Below are 20,270 nucleotides of genomic sequence, written 5' to 3' on the forward strand. Positions count from 1 at the left end.
CCCAGGAGGCCGCGTGAGCACCCCTTACCCCTTCACCGCGATCGTCGGGATGGCGGACCTGCGCCTGGCGTTGCTGCTGAACGCGGTCAGCCCGGCGGTGGGCGGTGTGCTGGTGCGCGGCGAGAAGGGCACCGCCAAGTCGACCGCCGTACGGGCGCTGTCGGCGCTGCTGCCGCCCGTGGACGTCGTGCCCGGCTGCCGCTTCGGCTGCGACCCGGCGGCGCCCGACCCGGCCTGCCCGGACGGGCCGCACGGCCCGGACGCCGGCGCGGAGAGCCGGGCGGCGCGCATGGTGGAGCTGCCGGTCGGCGCGTCCGAGGACCGCCTCGTCGGCGCCCTGGACATCGAACGGGCCCTGGCGGAGGGCGTGAAGGCCTTCGAGCCGGGGCTGCTGGCCGACGCGCACCGCGGCGTGCTGTACGTGGACGAGGTCAACCTCCTCCACGACCACTTGGTGGACCTGCTGCTGGACGCGGCCGCCATGGGCGCCTCCTACGTCGAGCGGGAGGGCGTCTCCGTGCGCCACGCCGCGCGCTTCCTCCTCGTCGGCACGATGAACCCCGAAGAGGGCGAGCTGCGGCCGCAGTTGCTGGACCGCTTCGGTCTCACGGTGGAGGTCGCGGCCTCGCGGGAGACCGACGAGCGGGTGCAGGTCGTCCGGCGGCGCCTCGCCTACGACGCGGACCCGGCGGGCTTCGCCGCCGCCTGGCAGGCCGAGGAGCGGGAACTGCGCGAGCGGATCGCGGCGGCACGGGCGCTGTTGCCCGCGGTGTCGCTCGGCGACGGCGCGCTCCGCCAGATCGCGGCCACCTGCGCGGCCTTCGAGGTGGACGGCATGCGCGCGGACATCGTCATGGCGCGCACGGCGACCGCCCTGGCCGCCTGGGCCGGACGCACCGACGTGACCGACGCCGACGTACGGCAGGCCGCGCTGCTGGCGCTGCCGCACCGGCGCCGCCGCAACCCCTTCGACGCGCCGGGCCTGGACGAGGACAAGCTCGACGAGACCCTGGAGCGCAACCGCGCCGAGGACGACGACCCGGACCCGGACCCGGACCCCGGTCCCGACGGGGGCGGTCCCGACGGGGGCGGTCCCGACGGCGGCGGCCGCCCGCCGCAGGGTGACGACGGCGCCCCCGGCACCACCCCCGACATCGCCCCGCCCCGGGAGCCGGCGGACTCCGGTCCCCAGCCCGGGCCCGAGCCCGCGCAGGCGCCGCAGGGCGGCGCCGGGGAACGGGCCGCGGTGCCCGCGACCGAGCCGTTCAAGGCCCGCACCCTGACCGTTCCCGGCCTCGGCGAGGGCGCCGCGGGCCGCCGCTCACGGGCCCGTACCGCGCACGGCAGGACGACCGGCGCCAGGCGGCCCCACGGCACCCTGTCCAAGCTCCATCTGGCCGCCACCGTGCTCGCCGCCGCCCCGCACCAGCGGGCGCGCGGGCGGGGCGGCCCGGGCCTGGTGATCCGCCGGGACGACCTGCGCGAGGCGGTGCGGGAGGGCCGCGAGGGCAACCTGGTGCTCTTCGTCGTCGACGCCTCGGGCTCGATGGCCGCCCGGCAGCGCATGAGCGCGGTCAAGGGCGCGGTGCTGTCGCTGCTGCTCGACGCCTACCAGCGGCGCGACAAGGTCGGCCTGGTCACCTTCCGCGGGGCGACGGCGGAGCTGGCGCTGCCGCCGACCTCGTCGGTCGACGCGGGCGCGGCACGCCTGGAGAAGCTGCCCACCGGCGGCCGCACCCCGCTGGCCGCCGGGCTGCTGAAGGCGCAGGACGTGCTGCGCGTGGAGCGGCTGCGGGACCCCTCGCGCCGCCCGCTGCTGGTCGTGGTCACCGACGGCCGGGCGACCGGCGGGCCCGAGCCGGTGCGCACGGCCGCGCGGGCCGCACGGCTGCTGGCGGCCGAGGGCACCGCGTCGGTGGTCGTCGACTGCGAGTCCGGGCCGGTGCGCCTGGGGCTCGCGGGCGAGCTGGCCCGCGAACTGCACGGCACCGCCGTGACGTTGGACGAGCTGCGCGCGGACAGCGTCGCGGCACTGGTACGGGATGCACGGAGGGCCGCGTAATGCCGCAGGGACAGCCGAGTGTGGTGCCGCAGGACGGTCTGACCACGCGCCAGCGCCGCAACCGGCCGCTGGTGATGGTGCACACCGGCACCGGCAAGGGGAAGTCGACCGCCGCCTTCGGCCTGGCGCTGCGGGCCTGGAACCAGGGTTGGCCGGTCGGGGTGTTCCAGTTCGTCAAGTCCGCGAAGTGGAAGGTCGGCGAGGAGCGGGCGCTGCGCGTGCTCGGCGCCTCCGGCGAGGGCGGCACCGTCGCCTGGCACAAGATGGGCGAGGGCTGGTCCTGGGTCCAGCGGGACATCTCGGAGTCCGAGGACGCCGCGCGCGAGGGCTGGGAGCAGGTCAAGCGCGACCTGGCCGCCGAGACCTACCGGCTGTACGTGCTGGACGAGTTCGCCTACCCGCTGCACTGGGGGTGGATCGACACCGACGAGGTGGTCTCCGTGCTCCGTGACCGGCCCGGCACCCAGCACGTCGTCATCACCGGGCGCAACGCGCCGCAGCCGCTGCTGGACTTCGCGGACCTGGTCACCGAGATGGGCAAGGTGAAGCACCCGATGGACGCGGGCCAGAAGGGCCAGAAGGGCATCGAGTGGTAGCCAGGATCGTCGTCGCGGCCCCGGCCTCGGGGAGCGGCAAGACCACCGTCGCCACGGGTCTGATGGCCGCCTTCGCGGAGGCCGGGCTCGCGGTCTCCCCGCACAAGGTGGGCCCCGACTACATCGACCCCGGCTACCACGCGCTGGCCACCGGCCGCCCGGGCCGCAACCTCGACGCCTACATGTGCGGCCCGGAGCGGATCGCACCGCTGTTCCTGCACGGCGCGCGGGGGGCCGACCTGGCCGTCGTGGAGGGCGTGATGGGGCTCTTCGACGGCGCCTCCGGGATGGGCGAGCTGGCCTCCACCGCTCATGTGGCGAAGCTGCTGCGGGCACCGGTGGTGCTGGTGGTGGACGCCTCGTCGCAGTCCCGTTCGGTGGCGGCGCTGGTGCACGGCTTCGCCTCGTGGGACCCGGAGGTGCGGGTCGCCGGCGTCATCCTCAACAAGGTCGGCTCCGACCGGCACGAGGAGCTGCTGCGCGACGCCCTCGACGGCGCCGGCGTGCCCGTGCTGGGCGCGCTGCGGCGCGACACGGCGGTCGGCACGCCCTCCCGGCACCTGGGTCTGGTCCCGGTCGCGGAGCGGCGCGCGGACGCCGTCGACGCCGTGCGGGCCCTGGCCGCCCGGGTGCGGGAGGGCTGCGACATGGACGCGCTGCTGGCGCTGGCGCGCAGTGCTCCCCCGCTCACGGACGAGCCCTGGGACCCGCAGGAGGCGGCGGCCGGTCCGGCGGCGCCGGGCGCACGGCCGGTGGTCGCGGTGGCGGGCGGGGCGGCGTTCACCTTCTCGTACGCCGAGCACCTCGAACTGCTGGCCGCGGCGGGGGCGGAGGTCGTCACCTTCGACCCGCTGCGCGACGAGCACCTGCCGCCCGGCGCCGCGGGGCTGGTCATAGGCGGCGGCTTCCCCGAGATGTACGCCCACGAACTGTCCGCCAACGAGCCGCTGCGCAAGGCCGTCGCCGCCTTCGCCGGGCCCGTGACGGCGGAGTGCGCGGGCCTGCTCTACCTCGGGCGGGAACTGGACGGACGTCCCATGTGCGGGGTGCTGGACTCCACGGCCCGCATGTCTGACCGGCTCACCCTGGGCTACCGCGAGGCGGTCGCGATCGCCGACAACGCGCTGGCGGCCGCCGGGACGCGGGTGCGCGGCCACGAGTTCCACCGCACCGTCGTCGAGCCCGCCGCCGGGGCCACCCCCGCCTGGGGACTGATCCGGCCGGAGCGGCGCGTGGAGGGCTTCGTGCACGGCGGCGTCCACGCGTCGTACCTGCACGTCCACTGGGCCGCCGAGCCGTCCCTGGCACGGCGGTTCGTCGCCTCCTGCGCGGGCGGCCCGGGCGCGGCCGCGTGAGCGTGGTCGTCGGCGTCGGGGCGGGCCGCGGGGTGGCGGCGGCCGAAGTGCTCGCGCTCGTACGGTCCGTGCTCGCCGAGGCCGGGGTGCCGGAGGCGTCCGTCACGGCGCTGGCGACCGTGGACGGCAAGGCCGGCGAGCCGGGTCTCGTCGCGGCGGCGGCGCGGCTGGGCGTCCCCCTGGTGACGTACGACGCGCGTACGCTGGCCGCGGTCGGCGTGCCGAGCCCCTCGGGCGCCCCGCTGGCCGCGGTCGGCACGCCCTCCGTCGCGGAGGCGGCCGCGCTCGCCGCGGCGCCCGGCGGCGAACTGCTGGTGCCGAAGAGGAAGTCCGCCCCCGGGAGCGGTACGGCGAGGGCGACCGCGGCCGTGGCGCGGCACCGTACGCCCGATCACGGCACGGACGGCAGGCACGGCACGCACGGCACGACGGAGGAGAAGGCACCGTGAGCAACCCCCCGCCCGAGGACGTGCTGGAGCGGCGCGTCGATGCCGCGCTGGGCGGCGGCCGCCGTACGCCGCTGGATCTGGCGGCGACCATGGTGCTGCTGGTCGGCGCCGGCTCCCCCGAGGCCGCCGGCAACGCCGAAGTGGCCCGTACCGCACGGCTGCTGTGGGAGGGCCGGGGCTACGCGGGCGTGGAGACCGCCTTCCTCACGACGGCGGCGCCGGACGTGCCCGCGGGCCTGGAACGCTGCGCACGGCTCGGAGCCCGGCGGATCGTCGTGCTGACCTGCTTCCCGGCGGACGCGGCCCTGGAGGAGCGGGTCCGGCAGCAGGCGGAGGGCTGGGCCGAGGCGCGTCCCGAGGCCGACGTACGGCACGCGCCGCCCGGCGACGCCGGGGCCGTCCGGCAGGAGCCCGGCGAGGGCGAACACGACCTGCGGCACCACGGCGACGCCGAGGTCCGCGACGGCGCCGGGGACCTGACGGACCTGGCCGTGAACGTGCGCGCCGGAACACCGCCCCGGTGGCTCAAGGAACGCCTCGCCGCCACCCTCGAAGGGCTGGCCGGCTACCCCGACGACCGCGCCGCGCACCGGGCGGTCGCCGCCCGCCACGGCCGACCCGTGGAGGAAGTGCTGCTCACGGCGGGTGCCGCGGAGGCGTTCGTCCTGCTGGCCCGCACCACCCGGGCCCGCCACGCGGTGGTCGTGCACCCGCAGTTCACGGAGCCGGAGGCGGCGCTGAGGGATGCCGGGCACCCCGTGCACCGCGTCGTGCTGCGCGCGGAGGACGGCTTCCGCCTCGACCCGCGGGCGGTGCCGGACGCCGCCGACCTGGTCGTCGTCGGCAACCCGACCAACCCCACCTCCGTGCTGCACCCCGTGGCGGACCTCGCCCGCCTGGCCCGGCCGGGCCGCACCCTCGTCGTGGACGAGGCGTTCATGGACGCGGTGCCCGGTGAGCCCGAGAGCCTCGCCGTCCGCCGCGACCTGCCCGGCCTGGTGGTGCTGCGCAGCCTCACCAAGACCTGGGGCCTCGCGGGCCTGCGGGTCGGCTACGTCCTCGGCGACCGCGAGCGCGTGGCGGCGCTGCGCCGCGCCCAGCCCCTGTGGGCGGTCTCCGCGCCCGGCCTCACCGCCGCCGAGGCGTGCAGCGCCCCCGCGGCCCTCGCGGAGGCCGAAGAGGCAGCCCGCGGGATCGCCGACGACCGCGCCCACCTGCTGCGCCGGCTCGCCGAGTTCGACGACGTCGAGGTCGCCGGACCGGCGCACGGCCCCTTCGTCCTGCTGCGCCTCCCCCGGGCGGCCGCCGTCCGCGAGCGCCTGCGCGACCTCGGCTTCGCCGTCCGCCGCGCCGACACCTTCCCCGGCCTGTCCCCCGACTGGCTCCGCCTCGCCGTCCGCGACCCCGCCACGAGCGACCGCTTCGCGGCCGCCCTGTCGAAGGCGCTTGACGGCTGACGCCCTGGCAGACGGACGCGTGCCCCTCGAAACCGACCGCCGTCAGGGCGCAGGAGCCTGGGGTGACCTCCGCTCCGGATGGGTGTCCGATTCACCGATCCGGCGGGCCAGGGAACGCAACGCCTCCGCGGACGGTGAGCCGGGTGGGGCCGTGCACACGTACAACCACTGGTCCGGGTCACCGGGGAACACGAGGGTCTCGTAGTCGAGGACGAATTCCCCGAGCAAGGGGTGCCGACAGCGCCTGGTGCCGTGGGAGAACACCTCCACGTCATGCGCCGCCCACCACCGGCTGAAGTCGGCGTCCGCGGCCGACAGGTGGCCGATCAGCTCGGTCAGACGCGTGTCGTCCGGATTCTGACCCGCGTACAGGTGCAAACCGGTCACCACCATGCGGGCGGCCATGTCCCAGTCGACGAACAGTTCACGTGCCGCGGGATCGAGAAATACATACCGCGCCAAATTACGTTCACGGACCGGCATGGCTTCGAAATCGACGAATAGCGCCCGGGCCATCCGGTTGACGGCGAGGACGTCCATACGGCCGTCCAGGATCATGGCGGGGCTGTCCGCGAGAACCTCGAGCAGGGCGTACGCGCCCGGCCGCACTCGCCGCGGAACCTCCGGCTGGCTGGCCCTGACCACGGACTGCGGCCTGGCCAGGTTGAACAGGTGCGCACGCTCGGCGTCGTCCAGCCGCAGAGCCCGGGCCACGGCCTCCAGCACCGCCTCCGAGGCGTTGGCCACCCGTCCGCGTTCCAGACGGATGTAATAGTCCACGCTCAATCCGGCCGAGAACGCGACCTCCTCGCGACGAAGTCCCGGGACACGGCGACTCGCCCCCGGCGTGACCCCGGCCTGCTCGGGAGCCACCCGGGCGCGCCGCGAACGCAGAAAATCGCTCAGTTCCTTGTTGTCACCCGAACCGGACGCTGCTTTGGCCATATGCCAAGGCTAACGCTCTGCGCGCCACCCCGGCAGAGTCACGGATTCCACCACGCCAATTCCCGCTCACTTCAATGCATTGTTTCGAACAATAGCCGCCGGCGAGGGCGTTTCCCGAAAAGGCGCCCGCCTCGGTGATCGCTCGGCAATGGGACAGGGGGCCTGCCAGTACCCGGACCAGCAGGCCACGGCCGAGGAGAGCCTGCTTGACCGCCCTCAGGCACCCCTCCGGCTGGTTCGCTGGAATTGCACGAAGATCGGCTTTTCCCCGCGCCGCACGCCTGAAGGGATGAACCGCGATGACGACCACCGAACAGGCCGAAGTCATTGAGCCCCCGAAGCCCCGGGAGATATCAGATGCCGCAATAGCGATGGTCGACCGGCAGGGGACGGTGGTCGGGTGGACGCAATCCGCTCAGCGACTTGTCGGCTACCGCGCAGAGGACGTGCTGGGCCGGTCCGCCGCATTCGTTCTGCCGTCTTTCGAGGAGGTGCTCGGGGAATCGGCGTTCGCCGAGCACTGCCGTGCTCGGGGTGGCTGGTCCGGCACCGCGACGGTCCACCACCGCGACGGCCACTCACTCAACCTGAGCCTGCGCATCTCCCTGCTCCGGGGGCAGGGCACCACCCTGCGGTGGCTGGTGTCGCTGACCGACATAGACGCGCTCTCCTCGGGGAGGATCAACGGATCGGTGCGGCAGGCACTCCTCATTCGCGCCCCGGTCGGCATCGTCGTTCACAGCCCGCAACTCCTGTGCACCTGGGTGAACGACGTCATGGAGCGTCACGACGGCATTCCAGGTGACCGCCGGTTCGGACGTCGACTCACCGATTCGATGCCCGGCTTCGAGCCCGAAGGACTCGAAGCGGTCATGCGGCAGGTACTGGAGAGCGGCACCACCATGGTCCACGAGTACCGGGCGTGGCCGGCCGGCGATCCGCGCCGCGAGCACGCGTTCTCGGCGTCCTTCTTCTGCCTCCAGGACGCGAAGGGCCGGCCGCTGGGAGTGTGCTCGGTGATCGTGGACGTCACCGGAAGTCAGGGGGTCTGCGAGCGCCGTGCCGTTCTCAACGAGGCCAGCACGCGTATCGGCAACACCCTGGACGTCATGCAGACCGGGCAGGAACTGGCCGACGTCGCCGTTCCGCTGTTGGCCGACTACGCGATCGTCGACCTCGCGGATTCGGTTCCGTTCGGCGAAGAGCCCTCCGCCCGGACCGACACCACGAACGGTCTCCCCCGCGCTTGCCACCGCGTCGGCCTGGCCTCGATCCACCCGGGGGTCCCGGAGTCGTGGTGGGCGCGCGGCGAGCCCGTGCCGGTGTCACCGACCTCGCCGTTCGCCAGGGTCCTGCGCACAGGACGGTCTCACCTCGAACCCGTGCTGGACACCTCTCCCGGGACATGGATCGACCGTGATCCGTGCCGGGCGGAGAAGGTCCGTGAGAACGGCGTGCACTCCCTCATGGTCGTGCCCATCCGGGCACGGCGCTCCATGCTGGGCATGGTTGTCTTCGCACGCACGGAGAACCCGGTTCCGTTCCAGGAGGACGACCTGCTCCTGGCCGAGGAACTGGTCGGCCGGGCCGCGCTGTCACTGGACAATGCCCGCCAGTACGCCCGCGAACGCAGCGCGGCCCTGGCGCTCCAACGCAACCTGCTCCCCCACCGCTTGAGGGGCGGCGTCGCGGTGGAGGCGGCCTCGCGCTACCTGCCGGCCGACATGGATGCCGGCGTCGGGGGCGACTGGTTCGATGTGATCCCGCTGTCCGGCGCCCGGGTGGCCCTCGTCGTCGGCGACGTGATCGGGCACGGCATCAACGCCGCCGCGACCATGGGCAGGCTCCGCACCGCCGTCCACACCCTCGCCGACATGGAGCTGCCCCCCGACGAACTGCTGGCCCACCTCGACGACACCGTCCGGCGATTGACCGAGGAGGACGCCGACGCCTGCGACCAGCCCCCCGCGGTGGTCGGCGCCACCTGTCTGTACGCCGTCTACGACCCGGTCACCCGCAAATGCACCATGGCACGCGCCGGGCACCTGCCGCCCGCGATCATCGACCCACAGGGCCAGGTCACCTTCCCCGACCTGCCCACCGGAGCCCCGCTCGGTCTCGGCCTCGGCCTGGTTCCCTTCGGCGCCATGGAAGTGGAGCTCCCCGAAGGGAGTCTGCTCGCGTTCTACACCGACGGCCTGGTCGAGTCCCGTGACGACGACATCGAAGTGGGCATGCGTCGCCTGGGATCCGCCCTCACACGGTCCGGTCGGTCCTTGGACGACCTGTGCTCCTCGGTGATCGAGACCCTGCCGACCCAGGCACCGTCGGACGACGTCACCTTGCTCCTCGTCCGGACCCGCACCCTCGGTGCCGCCCAGATCGCCTCCTGGGACTTCCCCGCCGATCCGACCGTCGTCCGCACCGCCCGGCACACGGCCGCCCGGCAGCTCAGGGAATGGGGGCTGGATCATCTCGTGCCCAACACGGAACTCATCGTCAGTGAGCTGGTCACCAACGCCATCCGCCACGGCGCCGGCCCCCTGCGTCTCAGGCTGATCCAGCACCAAGTCCTGACCTGCGAGGTCTTCGACAGCGGCAGCTGCTACCCGCGCCTGCGTCACGCTCGCGGCGTCGACGAGAACGGCCGGGGCCTGTTCATGATCGCGCAGCTGTGCCACAGGTGGGGCTTCCGGTCGGCGACCGGCGGCAAGCTCGTCTGGGTCGATCAGGACCTGCCCTGCGCGCCCTCGCACGCCGAGGACCAGCGCCCGTCGCAGGCGGCCGGCGATCACCAGGGCTGCGTGGCGTACCCGGTTCACCGGCCGCCGGCCGTCCAGCCACATCCGGCAGGGGCATGACGCGGTGGTGCGTACGACGTGTCGTCCGCACCACGGGAGGGCGGTCGGCGGAAGGCACCTTTCCCGAACAGGGTGCCGGTGTGCACCCCGTTGCCGTCGTTCCGCCGACGTCAACGGGGTGTCCCGCGGCGCGAACCGGAAGGGCGCCGTCACACGCGCCTGACGACCAGTACGGCAACATCGTCGAGATGGTCCAGCGCGACCGCGGCGTCGAGGATCCGGTCGGCGATCGCATCGGCGTCCAGTCCGTCGTGGAGGGCGTGGGCGGCCAGTGCTCCGGCCCGCTCCAGACCGGCGTCCAGCGTCAGGCCCGGTCCTTCGACCACCCCGTCGGTGACCATGACCAGCGCGGTGCCCTCGTCCAGCGTGAAGGTCTCCTCGCGGTAGTCGGTTCCCGACAGGACTCCCAGCACCGGACCGCCCGGCAGTTCGCGGACGTCACTGCTGCCGTCGTCACGTACGCACAGCAACGGCACATGGCCGGCGCTGGCGCCGGTGACCTGTCCTTCCCGTGGACCGATGGACAGCATGGTGCAACTGGCGAATCGTGCCGCGTTCATCGTGACCAGCAGTTCGTTGGTGCGCTTCAGCACCGTCGCGGGATCCGGTTCGTGTGCGGCGATCGCACGGATGGAAGTGCGTACCTGCCCCATGAAGGCGGCGGCATCCACGTCATGGCCTTGGCTGTCACCGATCTCCAGGGCCACGGCACCATCGGGCGTCACGAAGGCGTCGTACCAGTCCCCGCCGATGTCGAGCCCGTCCCGGCTCGGCTGGTACCGGGCGGCGACCTCCAGGCCCGGGAGGTCATCGGGCAGCGTGGGCAGCATGCTCTGTTGGAGCGCCGCGGCCAGCTCGACCCGGGCCTGCTGCAACCGGATGCGCCTGAGTGCCTGGCCCGCCAGGTCGGCAAGGGTGCTCATGAGGGCGCGCTCGTCCGGCGGCGAGTGGTGCTCCCTGTCGTAGGTCACCGCCCAGGCCCCGAGCGGCTGGTCGCCGACCGGACTGAGGGGGGCGATCGATATCCCGATGAAGGAGCCGAGCCACGGGATGCCGGCTGTCTGCGGCCAGTCGCGGATGAGCTCTTCGTGGTTGGGGATGAAATGCGGCATGCCGGTTCGGATCGCACAGGTCAGCGGCTGGGGCTCATCGAGGGATATGCCCTCCATGGCGTTCATCTGCTGTGGGTCGACCCGGGCGTCGGAAGAGGCGTGGAGAAGCCCTGTCTCCTGGTCGAGGAGCGTGAGCACGGCGCCCGTGCCACCGAAGGTCGCGGCGACCCGTGCCAGGACGACCTGCTGCAGCTCCTGCTCCGTGGCGGCGGTGATCAGGGCGGCGGAGAACCCGGCGATCTCATCGACACGCTGACGCTCGGCGAACAGCGTGGCCAGCGCTCTCTGCCGGCCCGCCTCCAGCTTGGTGTCGTCCCGGATCACTCCGAATATCTGTTCGGGGCCGCCGTAACCCAGCTGAATCCGCCGGATCTGGCAGGCCAGGTGGTGCCACCCGTCGCTCACGGATCGGAACTGCAGGTTGATCCAGGGGGACTGTGTGGCGGTCGAGCGTACGAGCCGTCTCAGGGCCTCCCGGTCGTCCGGGTGAACGCTCCGGACCACCCTGGACAAGGACGCCGTGGCTTGCGGGAACAGCAAGGCCAGAGCGGGCGCGCCGCCCAGCCACTCGAGCTGGTTCTCCTGGGGCGAGTACATCCACAGGCCGAGATCCGCGGCCGCGGCCGCCAGCCGGAAGGGGATCAGCAGGCCGCCCGGGTCGTTGCGCGCGTCCACCGAGTGCACCCACACCAGCCGCTCGCGACCTGCGGGATCGGTCACCGGCCGGGCTTCGATGAGGCTGACCACGGATGCTCTCCCCGGCGCGGAGAACTCCAGCACACGCATCGCGACCGTCTTCGTCGTGGCCCCGTGGGTCAGCAGGTTCTCCGCCGAGGCCCGCTGGGTCTCAGGCAGCAGACCGCAGAAGTCATGTCCCACGCACTGCTCGGCCGGCCTGCCCAGCGTGGCGGCCATCGGGGCGTTGAGTGAGCGAACAGTGCCGTCCACTGCCAGGAGAGCCGACGGAGTAGCCCATCGAAGGAGATCGTCCGAGCTGTCCATCTGCGCTCCCTGGCGATCACCGAGCGATCGCCCGAATGATCACTATCCATTGTATTCCGCACTTTTGTTCACGACTTTTGTCCACGATGCCTCCCTGAAGGGTTTCCGCACCGCCGCACGCTCGCCCGCCCCCGACTCGGCCTCGCCGCCCATGCCCTCGGCGGCCCACTGCGTGCATTCCGCAACAACATCGGCGCTGTGCGACCGGATCGCCACAGAACGCAGTCGCGCCGCCCGGTCAGCCCCTGACCCCGAGGGCCTGGATGTCGAGGCCGCCCAGGGCCGGGTGGACGTAGGCGTTGGTCAGGCGGTCGGACCGGTAGTTGAGGCGGCGGTCGTAGAGGAAGGGCAGGAGCGTGCCGCGGTCCTGGGCGGTGGAGTCGACGGTGCGCCAGAGGTTGTCGGCGGCGTTGCGGTTGGTCTCGGAGTCGGCCTCGTCCATCAGGGAGTTGATCTCCCGGTCGTCCAGCCCCGCGTAGTTGCTGGGGCTGTCCGGCAGCAGCAGCGGGCGCAGGAATCCGGCCGGGGAGGGCCAGTCGGACTGCCAGGTGGTCATGACGATGCCCCAGCCTTTGTCCTTGATCTGCTGCTGGTCGGTGAGGGCGGCGTAGAAGTCGGCGGCTTCGGGGGTCTGCACGGTCGCCGTGATGCCCACCTCGGCGAGCTGGCCGGCGAGCGACTGTGCGGCCTTGCGGGCGGCCTGGTCGGTGGCGGAGACCGCGACGACCGTGCTGAACCCCTTGGCGTGGCCGCATTCGCCGAGGAAGCGGCGGGCCTGTTCGGGGTAGGAGCCGCCGGTCACGGTGCCGTAGGTGTCCAGGTGCCGGTCGTGGCCGCCGATGGTCGGCGGGAGCATGCCGCCGGCGACGCCGCCCGCGTCCTGGCCGCCCAGGGCGTCACGCAGGAGGCTGCGGTCGGTGGCGTACTGGACGGCCCAGCGGCAGCGGTAGTCGTCCAGGGGCGCGACGGCGGTCTGCAGGGAGAAGTAGCGGACGGCGCCGGTCTGCACGAGGTCCGCGCGGGACTTGAGCGCGTCGTCGGCGAGGATGCGGGTCCGGGTGGCCCCCTGGACGCCGGTCTGGGCGAGGTCGAGGTCGGCGGTGCCGTTCATCAGGGCGGTGTCCACGGCGGCCGCGTCCGCGGCGATGGTGAGCTCCACCTCGTCGGGCAGGGCGGTGCGTATCGCGTCGGTCGCCGGGTCCCACTTGTCGTTGCGCACCAGGCGCAGTCCCTTGGCTGCGTCGTAGGAGGCGATGCGGTAGGGGCCGCTGGCGACCGGCTGGTCCTGGTAGCTCTCCTTGGTGTCCTTAGCCTTCGGGACGGGCGAGGACATGGGCAGCGCGAGGACGTGGGGGAAGTCGGCGAAGGGCGCGTCGAGGTGGAAGACGATCGTGCGGTCGTCGGGGGTCCCGACGCTCTTCAGGCCGAGCCCGTCGGGGTCGGTGTCCTTGTAGGGGCCGGGGTAGTCCTGCCCCTGGTCGAGCAGGTCGCGCAGGTGGGTGGGGCCGCCGGGGTAGAGGTCCCTGGCGAAGGTGCGCTCGATGCCGTACTTGACGTCCCGTGAGGTGATCGGCGAGCCGTCCTCGAAGGTGACGCCCTCCTTGAGGGTGTACGTGTAGGTGCGGCCGCCGTCGGAGACCGTGCCGGTGCTGGTGGCGAGGTCGGGGGCGAGCCGGGTGCCCGCGGCGCCGGGCTGCGGGGCGAAGTCGACGAGTTTGCGCAGGTAGAGGCGGCCGAGGTTCCACACGATCGGCGAGTAGGTGCGGGCCGGGTCGAGGGAGTCGGGGGTGTAGGCCGAGATGAGCCTGAGGGTGCCGCCCTTGGCGGTGGACGGGTTGACGGCGCCGGTGAGGGCGCCGTTGTAGCCGCCGGTGGGCCTGCGGGCGGCGATCAGGTCCTGGGCGGTCGGGGTGGACCGCTTCTTCGGGTCGTCGCCGAAGGGGTCGACGACGACCGTCACGGTGACCAGGACGGCCACGACCGCAGCGGTGACCGCGGACACCACGCCCCAGCGGCGGCGCCGGGGCACCGGGACCGGGGTGTCCCAGGCGGGCCGGGTGGGGTAGGACGGCGGCCCGTACGAGGGCGGGTTGTACGCGGGGTGGGGCAGGGTGGGCGGCCGTGCGGGCGGCGGGGGCAGGGCGGGCGGGCCCGTGGGCGGGGTCCGCGAGGCCAGCCAGTTGCCGAGGGCTCCCCGCATCTCCGCGGCGCTCCGCGGGCGCAGGGCGGGGTTCTTCGACAGGGCGGACAGCACGATCGCGTCGAGCTCGGGCGGCACCAGCGGGTTGCGCGCGGAGGGCGGCGCCGGTGTCTGGTGGACATGGGCGTACATCACCGACAGCGGGGTGGCCCCGGCGAAGGGGACGGTGCCGGTGAGGAGTTCGGTGAGCATGCAGGCGACCGCGTACAGGTCGCTGCGGGCGTCCACGGCGTCGCCGGCGCACTGCTCGGGGGCCATGTAGCCGGGGGTGCCGATGGCGGAGCCGGTGCCGGTGATGCGGGACAGCGAGTGGACGACCCGGGCGATGCCGAAGTCGGCGACCTTGACCGTGCCCCCGGTGGCGATCAGGACGTTGGAGGGCTTCACGTCGCGGTGGACGAGTCCGCGGGCGTGGGCGTGGGCGAGGGCGTCCAGGATCTCGCAGGTGATGCGGACGGCCCGCTCGATCTCCATCGGGGCCTGTTCGCGGGCGAGTTCGGCGAGGGTGCGGCCCTCGATGTGCTCCATCACCAGGTACGGCACGACCGCGTCGTCCGTCCTCACCTCGTCCTGGTCGTGGACGGTGACGATGCCGGGGTGGTTGAGCCCGGCCGCCGCCCGTGCCTCGCGGGCGAAGCGGCGGCGCGCCTCGGGGTCGCGGGCCAGCTCCGGCAGGAGCGTCTTGACGGCCACGGTCCGGCCGAGCCGGGTGTCGTACGCGAGATGGACCCGGGCCATGCCGCCGGAGCCGAGCAGCGCCCGCAACTCGTACCGTCCCCCGAACATGCGACCCCCCGGCCCCGTCCGCGACGGGCGCGCGGACACTCCCCAACAGGGTAGTGGAAAGTGCCCTTTTCAGACGCCCGTGAGCGAGCGGCCGGAGCGGGGAGCGGTGCGGGAAAGCGCGTGGAGGGCGGCTCCGGACACTCCGCCGCCCTCCACGTCCCCCCTCACCCCTGGTCCGCCCCCCGGGGTCGACCCGGGGTCGTCAGTCCCGGGCGCTCTCGGCCGCCGGCTTGCGGCGGGTCTTGCGGATCACGAGGAATCCGGCGGCGAACAGCAGCACCGAACCGCCCGCGAGGTACGGGGTCATGGAGCTGCTGCCGGTCTCGGCGAGGTCGCCGGCGGCCGCGGGCGCGGCCTGCGGGGACTGGTCGGCGCGCGCGGACTCCGACGGCCCGGCCGACACCGAGGGCTCCGCGGACTGCGAGGGCTGCTCGGACTCGCCGCCGGTCTGCGGCTCCTCGCCGCTGCCGGAGTCGTCGCCGCCGTTGTCCCCGTCGCCGTTGCCGCCGCCGTGGTGCCCGCCGCCGTCGTGCCCGCCGCCGTCGTGCCCGCCGCGGCGGGGCGTCTCGCAGGTGGCCCCGGCGAGGGTGACGGTGCCGTTCACCTCGGCGACGCCGAGCTTGAGCGGGTTGACCTCGACCGACAGTTCCAGTGCGGTGGCGGCGGCGCTGCGCGAGGTGACGGTCCTCTTGGCGAGGTCGAGGCGGACCTCGCCCACGCCGGGCACCTTCACCAGGGTCGTGCCGCCGGCCGACACCTTGACGCGCTTGCCGAGGACGACGACGTGGCCGGGCAGCTCGACGTCGGCGACCGGCTTGCGGCCGGCCACGCACGTGGCGCGGGCGGAGATCGCGTCGGCCTTGATGAGCCCGAGCAACGGCAGTCCGGGCAGGCTGACGCGCGCCTTGACGAGGTTGGCGTAGCCCTCCGCCTTGTGGCGGTCGGCGGTGGCCCTGGCGGTGGCGACGTCGGCGCGCAGGACGCTGAACGGCCTGCCGTGGTCGACCCCGTCGAGGGTGGCGGTGAGGGCGGTCTCGTCGGCGCTCGCCGGAGCGTGGACCTCGTTGAGCGTCAGGTTCAGCGGCACGTCCACGGACGTGCGGAGCAGTGAGACCTCCAGGCCGGTCCGCAGGACGACCGCACCGGCCTTGCCGGAGGAGCCGTGGGTCCCCCCGGTCGCGGCGGCCGGGGTCGCCGGCCCGAGGGCGAGGGCACCCGCCGCCAGCGCGACGGCGGCCCCCAGCGCGGCGGCGGGACGGCGCGCGGGCATGCTGAAGGGAGAGCTGGACAAAGTGGAAAACCCCCAAGTGGTCATGGAGTCGCCACGGCGCCGCTGAAGGGGACAGCGCGCTCGCCGGGCGACCTCGACCCCGTAATGATTTACGTACGGAGAGTGAACCGGCACCCGCCTGGGCCCGGTTCACTCCAAAGGGTGGTTTTCGCCTCCGTATTCGAAACCTGCGGCACATGCGTTCCCGCGCGTCACACCTGCGATCGCGCGTATTCGAGCACCTTGGCGAAGTCCACCGCGCCGGGGTCCCCGTGGGAGTTGTGGCACAGCAGGCCGCCGGCCACGTAGGTGCGCGTCGAGGTCGACAGCGAGGCGATCGGCTGCTCCCCCAGGTGCTCGACCGCGAGCACCTCCGCCTCGGCGGTGACGTCGGCGACCGCGGCGCCCTCCCAGGCCCCCGCGGGGGTGCCCTGCGGGTCGGCGACCGCGGCGATCCGGTGCTTGAACGGGGTGAGTTCACGGCTGGTCACCCATGCGTCGCCGTGCGGCAGCCGTACCAGCCACGGATGGTCGGCCGTCGCGACGACCTCGCCCCGCACCGTGGTCACCCGGTACGCGTCCTTGCGTGCCGGGTCGTTGCGGGTCACCACCCCGCGGCGGAGCCGGCGTCGCCCCTGCCCGCCCTCGGCGCCCGCAGCGCCCCGGGCCTCCTCCTCGTCGAAGCACACGACCTCGTCGCCGACGGCCAGTTCGGCCGCCCGGGCCCAGCTCAGGTCGGCGCGGAGCACGGGGGTGTCCGGGTGCACGCAGTTCTCGGGCACGTGCTGGTGGCCGCAGACGCCACGGAAGGCGTTCCACTCCCGTCCGGTCATCCGCTGGCCGCCCGCGTTCCCGTACGAGCGGGGGTAGGGCAGCCAGAGCTTCGGCCCCTTCAGGGGCACACCGTGGTGGGTGTGCATCCAGGCGAGGAACTCGGCGAGTTCGCGCAGCGCCCACTGCGGGGCCTTGGGCCAGTAGACGTGCCGGTTGGCGACGCCCCAGTCCTCGTGCCGCTCGGGGTCGCAGGTGCCCACCAGCTCCACCTGGCACACGTTGAGGGTGTTGGTCTCCACCCCGCCGGGCCGGTTGACCAGGGCGCGCGAGGAGATGTCGATGTCGAAGTGCTGGTACCAGACCAGCTTCTCGTCCTCGAAGTCCGGTTTCGCCGTCAGGTTGGGCGCGCTGCCGCCGCCCCCGTACGTCGGCACGCTGCGGCCCTCGGTGGTGTGCAGCACGACGGCGTTGACCTCCATCGCGTCGCCGCCGTAGTCGTCCTGGTACCAGTACCTGCGCGAGGCCCCCGGGTACTTCTGCGGTCCCTGCCTGGTCATCGTGCTCCCCGTCCCGTTGCGGTGTCGGCCGGTACGACCGATCGCAGCACGACAGAAGAGGACGGATCGACTTTTCCCGTACAGGATCACCCGAAGCGGTGCTCCGGGATCATTCCGGGCGCATCGGTGGCCACGCTCCGCTACCGTGGCCCCGCCGTGTCCGCCGTGTCCGCCGTGTCCGCCGGGTCCGCCGGGTCCGCCGGGTCCGCCGGGTCCGCCGGGTCCGCCGGGTCCGCCGGGTCCGCCGGGTCCGCCGGGTCCGCCGGGTCCGCCGGGTCCGCCGGGTCCGCCGGGTCCGCCGGGTCCGCCGGGTCACCCCACCACGCGACCGCGCAGCACGATGCGCCGGGGCGCGGTCAGGACGCGGACGTCGGCGCGCGGGTCGTCCGGGTAGACGACCAGGTCGGCGGAGGCGCCCTCGGTGAGGCCGTCGCGGCCGAGCCACTCGCGGGCGGACCAGGTGGCGGCCGAGAGCGCGTCGAGGACGGGCAGACCGGCGGTGACGAGCTCCGCGACCTCGCCGGCGACGAGCCCGTGGGCGAGGGAGCCGCCGGCGTCGGTGCCGGCGAAGATCCGGATGCCCGCGTCGTGGGCGGCGCGGACGGTGTCGTAGCGGCGCTCGTGCAGCCGGCGCATGTGGTCGGCCCAGCGCGGGAACTTGGCCTGGCCGCCGTCCGCGAGACCGGGGAAGGTCGCGATGTTGACCAGGGTGGGGACGATGGCCACCTGGTGCTCGGCGAAGAGCGGGATGGTGTCCTGCGTGAGCCCGGTGGCGTGCTCGACGCAGTCGATCCCGGCCTCGACCAGGTCCCGCAGGGAGTCCTCGGCGAAGCAGTGGGCGGTGACGCGGGCGCCCTCCTCGTGGGCGGCGGCGATGGCGGCCTCGACGGCGCCGCGTGGCCAGCAGGCGGACAGGTCGCCGGTGTCCCGGTCGATCCAGTCGCCGACCAGCTTGACCCAGCCGTCGCCGCGCCGGGCCTCCCGGCGGACGTAGGGGACCAGGTCCTCGGGCTCGATCTCCCACGCGTAGTTGCGGATGTAGCGGCGGGTGCGGGCGATGTGCCGGCCCGCCCGGATGATCCGCGGCAGGTCCTCGCGGTCGTCGATCCAGCGCGTGTCGGAGGGCGAACCGGCGTCGCGGAGCAGCAGGGTGCCCGTGTCGCGGTCGGTGAGCGCCTGCTTCTCGGAGGTGCCCGGGTCGACCGGGCCGTGCTGGTCGAGGCCGACGTGGCAGTGGGCGTCGACCAGGCCGGGCAGGACCCAGCCCTGCACGGTGGTGAGGTCGCGGAGGCCGGCGGGGCGCTCGTAGGTGACGCGCCCGCCGACCACCCAGAGCTCGTCCCGTACGTCCTGCGCCCCGGCCAGGATGCGGCCCTTGACGTGCAGCGCGTGCGTGCCCTCGCGATCAGCCATGTCCGCACTCTACGAGCCGCCGGATACCCTCGGGCCGTACACCCCCCGACGAAGGAAGCAGCGCTGCCGTGTCCCACCCCCTCCTCGACCTGCCCCCGCTGACCGCCGCGCGCTTCGCCGCGATCGAGCGGAGGGTCGCCGCGCTCCTGCACACCGGGCAGGACGTCGTGATCACGCAGGGCGAGGCCCTGCTGCCGCTGGAGGGCTGCATCCGCGGCGGGGCGCGGCCGGGCTCGACGGCACTGAACGTGGTGACCGGACCGTACGGCCAGACCTTCGGCAACTGGCTGCGGGACGCGGGCGCCACCGTGGTCGACCTGGAGGTGCCCTTCCACGCCGCCGTGAGTGCGCGGGACGTCGCGCGGGCGCTGTCCGACCACCCGGAGGTCGACTTCGTGTCGCTGGTGCACGCGGAGGCGGCCACCGGCAACACCAACCCGGTGGCGGAGATCGGCGAGGTGGTCCGGGCGCACGGCGCGCTGTTCATGGTCGACGCGGTCGCCTCGGTGGCGGCCGAACCGCTGATGGTGGACGCGTGGGGCGTGGACCTGTGCGTGATCGGCGCCCAGAAGGCCATGGGCGGGCCCGCCGGGGTGTCGGCGGTGTCGGTGAGCGAGCGCGCGTGGCGGCGCCTGGCGGACAACCCGGCGGCACCGCGCCGCTCGTACCTGTCCCTGCTGGACTGGAAGGAGCGCTGGATCGACGCCGGGCGCAGGGCGCTGCCGCACGCGCCCGCGCAGTTGGAGATGCTGGCGCTGGAGGCCTGCCTGGAGCGGATCGAGGAGGCCGGGCTCGACGCGGTGGTCGCCCGGCACCGCGCCGCCGCCGCGGCGACCCGGGCCGGTGCGGCGGCGCTGGCCGCCGCCGTCGAGCCGTACGTGCACCGGGACCAGGACGCCGCGCCGGTCGCGACGACGCTGCGCACCCTGGACGGCGTCGCCGCCGACGCCCTGGTCGCCCGCGCCCTCGCGCTGGATCCGGGGCTTCCGCTGGTCGCCGGGGGCGGCGCGCTGGCCAAGGAGATGATCCGGGTCAACCACTACGGCCGGGACGCCGACCCGGCCGTGGTCGTCCGTACGCTGCGCGCGCTGGCCGGCGCGCTGGAGGCGGACCCCGGGCCTGCCGTGGCGGCGGCCGAGGCCGCCTGGCGGGCCTGACCCCACCCCCGCCCCCGAAGGGCCGCCCGGGCCGTTCACGCCGGCCCGGGCGGCCCTTCGCCGTCGGCGCCCGGAATTCCGTGCGGCGTGACCCCAGGGAAATTCCGGGGAATTATCCGGGGAATCCGCCAGGGTATTCCGCATTCAACTCCTGCCCCGGGATCACGGTTTCAAACGCCAAGATTCCATCAACGCGACGTGATGATTTCGAGGATGTGACCGAGCCCACAACCTCACCTTTCCGCCCCGATATATCCGGGCAAAGCATCCCACA

Annotated in this window: 13 protein-coding genes and 1 pseudogene; 8 read left to right on the plus strand and 6 right to left on the minus strand. The window is 73.7% G+C overall.

Going from position 1 to position 20,270, the window contains the following annotated elements:
- The first annotated feature begins 13 nt into the window (after nucleotides 1–13).
- The 6 genes and pseudogenes from AC1VWI_RS13055 to cobC all read left to right on the plus strand — a co-directional run bounded on the left by AC1VWI_RS13055 (nucleotide 14) and on the right by cobC (nucleotide 5,919).
- Nucleotides 14–2,062 (plus strand): putative cobaltochelatase, encoded by a 2,049-nt coding sequence (locus AC1VWI_RS13055; RefSeq protein ID WP_499511156.1) that lies wholly within the window; start codon nucleotides 14–16, stop codon nucleotides 2,060–2,062.
- Entirely contained in the window at nucleotides 2,062–2,658 is a 597-nt protein-coding gene (gene cobO / locus AC1VWI_RS13060; RefSeq protein WP_499511157.1) for a cob(I)yrinic acid a,c-diamide adenosyltransferase, read from the plus strand. The genes AC1VWI_RS13055 and cobO overlap by 1 nt, the downstream gene beginning before the upstream one ends.
- Complete coding sequence (locus tag AC1VWI_RS13065) at nucleotides 2,652–4,013, plus strand: cobyrinic acid a,c-diamide synthase CobB (protein WP_499511158.1); 1,362 nt, start codon at nucleotides 2,652–2,654, stop codon at nucleotides 4,011–4,013. Before cobO ends, AC1VWI_RS13065 begins: the two co-directional genes overlap by 7 nt.
- Nucleotides 4,010–4,462 (plus strand): cobalamin biosynthesis protein, encoded by a 453-nt coding sequence (locus AC1VWI_RS13070; RefSeq protein WP_499511159.1) that lies wholly within the window; start codon nucleotides 4,010–4,012, stop codon nucleotides 4,460–4,462. Before AC1VWI_RS13065 ends, AC1VWI_RS13070 begins: the two co-directional genes overlap by 4 nt.
- An 89-nt stretch (nucleotides 4,463–4,551) precedes the next feature.
- Nucleotides 4,552–4,785, plus strand: a pseudogene (locus tag AC1VWI_RS13075) (CbiX/SirB N-terminal domain-containing protein); the annotation flags it as partial.
- A 108-nt stretch (nucleotides 4,786–4,893) separates the two neighbouring features.
- Complete coding sequence (gene cobC / locus AC1VWI_RS13080; RefSeq protein WP_499516789.1) at nucleotides 4,894–5,919, plus strand: Rv2231c family histidinol phosphate aminotransferase CobC; 1,026 nt, start codon at nucleotides 4,894–4,896, stop codon at nucleotides 5,917–5,919.
- A gap of 42 nt (nucleotides 5,920–5,961) precedes the next feature.
- Here cobC and AC1VWI_RS13085 read toward each other — a convergent pair whose 3' ends face one another.
- On the minus strand, nucleotides 5,962–6,864 hold the full coding sequence (locus AC1VWI_RS13085; protein ID WP_499511160.1) for a helix-turn-helix transcriptional regulator: 903 nt from the start codon (nucleotides 6,862–6,864) through the stop codon (nucleotides 5,962–5,964).
- Nucleotides 6,865–7,163: 299 nt separating this feature from the next.
- Between AC1VWI_RS13085 and AC1VWI_RS13090 the strand changes: the two genes are divergently transcribed.
- Nucleotides 7,164–9,725: a SpoIIE family protein phosphatase gene (locus AC1VWI_RS13090; protein WP_499511161.1), complete on the plus strand. Its 2,562-nt coding sequence runs from the start codon at nucleotides 7,164–7,166 to the stop codon at nucleotides 9,723–9,725.
- A gap of 149 nt (nucleotides 9,726–9,874) precedes the next feature.
- Here the strand turns inward: AC1VWI_RS13090 and AC1VWI_RS13095 are convergent, their stop codons facing one another.
- The 5 genes from AC1VWI_RS13095 to AC1VWI_RS13115 all read right to left on the minus strand — a co-directional run bounded on the left by AC1VWI_RS13095 (nucleotide 9,875) and on the right by AC1VWI_RS13115 (nucleotide 18,839).
- Nucleotides 9,875–11,839, minus strand: a complete 1,965-nt coding sequence (locus AC1VWI_RS13095; RefSeq protein ID WP_499511162.1) for a SpoIIE family protein phosphatase — start codon at nucleotides 11,837–11,839, stop codon at nucleotides 9,875–9,877.
- 238 nt (nucleotides 11,840–12,077) lie between these two features.
- Nucleotides 12,078–14,825, minus strand: coding sequence for an ABC transporter substrate-binding protein (locus AC1VWI_RS13100; RefSeq protein WP_499511163.1), 2,748 nt, complete (start codon nucleotides 14,823–14,825; stop codon nucleotides 12,078–12,080).
- A gap of 202 nt (nucleotides 14,826–15,027) precedes the next feature.
- Complete coding sequence (locus AC1VWI_RS13105) at nucleotides 15,028–16,095, minus strand: SCO1860 family LAETG-anchored protein (RefSeq protein ID WP_499511164.1); 1,068 nt, start codon at nucleotides 16,093–16,095, stop codon at nucleotides 15,028–15,030.
- 212 nt (nucleotides 16,096–16,307) lie between these two features.
- Nucleotides 16,308–17,426, minus strand: coding sequence for a Hint domain-containing protein (locus tag AC1VWI_RS13110; RefSeq protein ID WP_499511165.1), 1,119 nt, complete (start codon nucleotides 17,424–17,426; stop codon nucleotides 16,308–16,310).
- Nucleotides 17,427–17,738: 312 nt separating this feature from the next.
- The gene (locus AC1VWI_RS13115) at nucleotides 17,739–18,839 is read right to left on the minus strand and encodes an amidohydrolase family protein (RefSeq protein ID WP_499511166.1); all 1,101 of its coding nucleotides are present in this window, start codon (nucleotides 18,837–18,839) and stop codon (nucleotides 17,739–17,741) included.
- 68 nt (nucleotides 18,840–18,907) lie between these two features.
- On the opposite strand from AC1VWI_RS13115, the gene AC1VWI_RS13120 reads away from it, so the two are divergent.
- Complete coding sequence (locus AC1VWI_RS13120; protein ID WP_499511167.1) at nucleotides 18,908–19,996, plus strand: pyridoxal-phosphate-dependent aminotransferase family protein; 1,089 nt, start codon at nucleotides 18,908–18,910, stop codon at nucleotides 19,994–19,996.
- Nucleotides 19,997–20,270: the final 274 nt, after the last annotated feature.

This window comes from Streptomyces sp. TOM-9, from assembly GCF_056858595.1.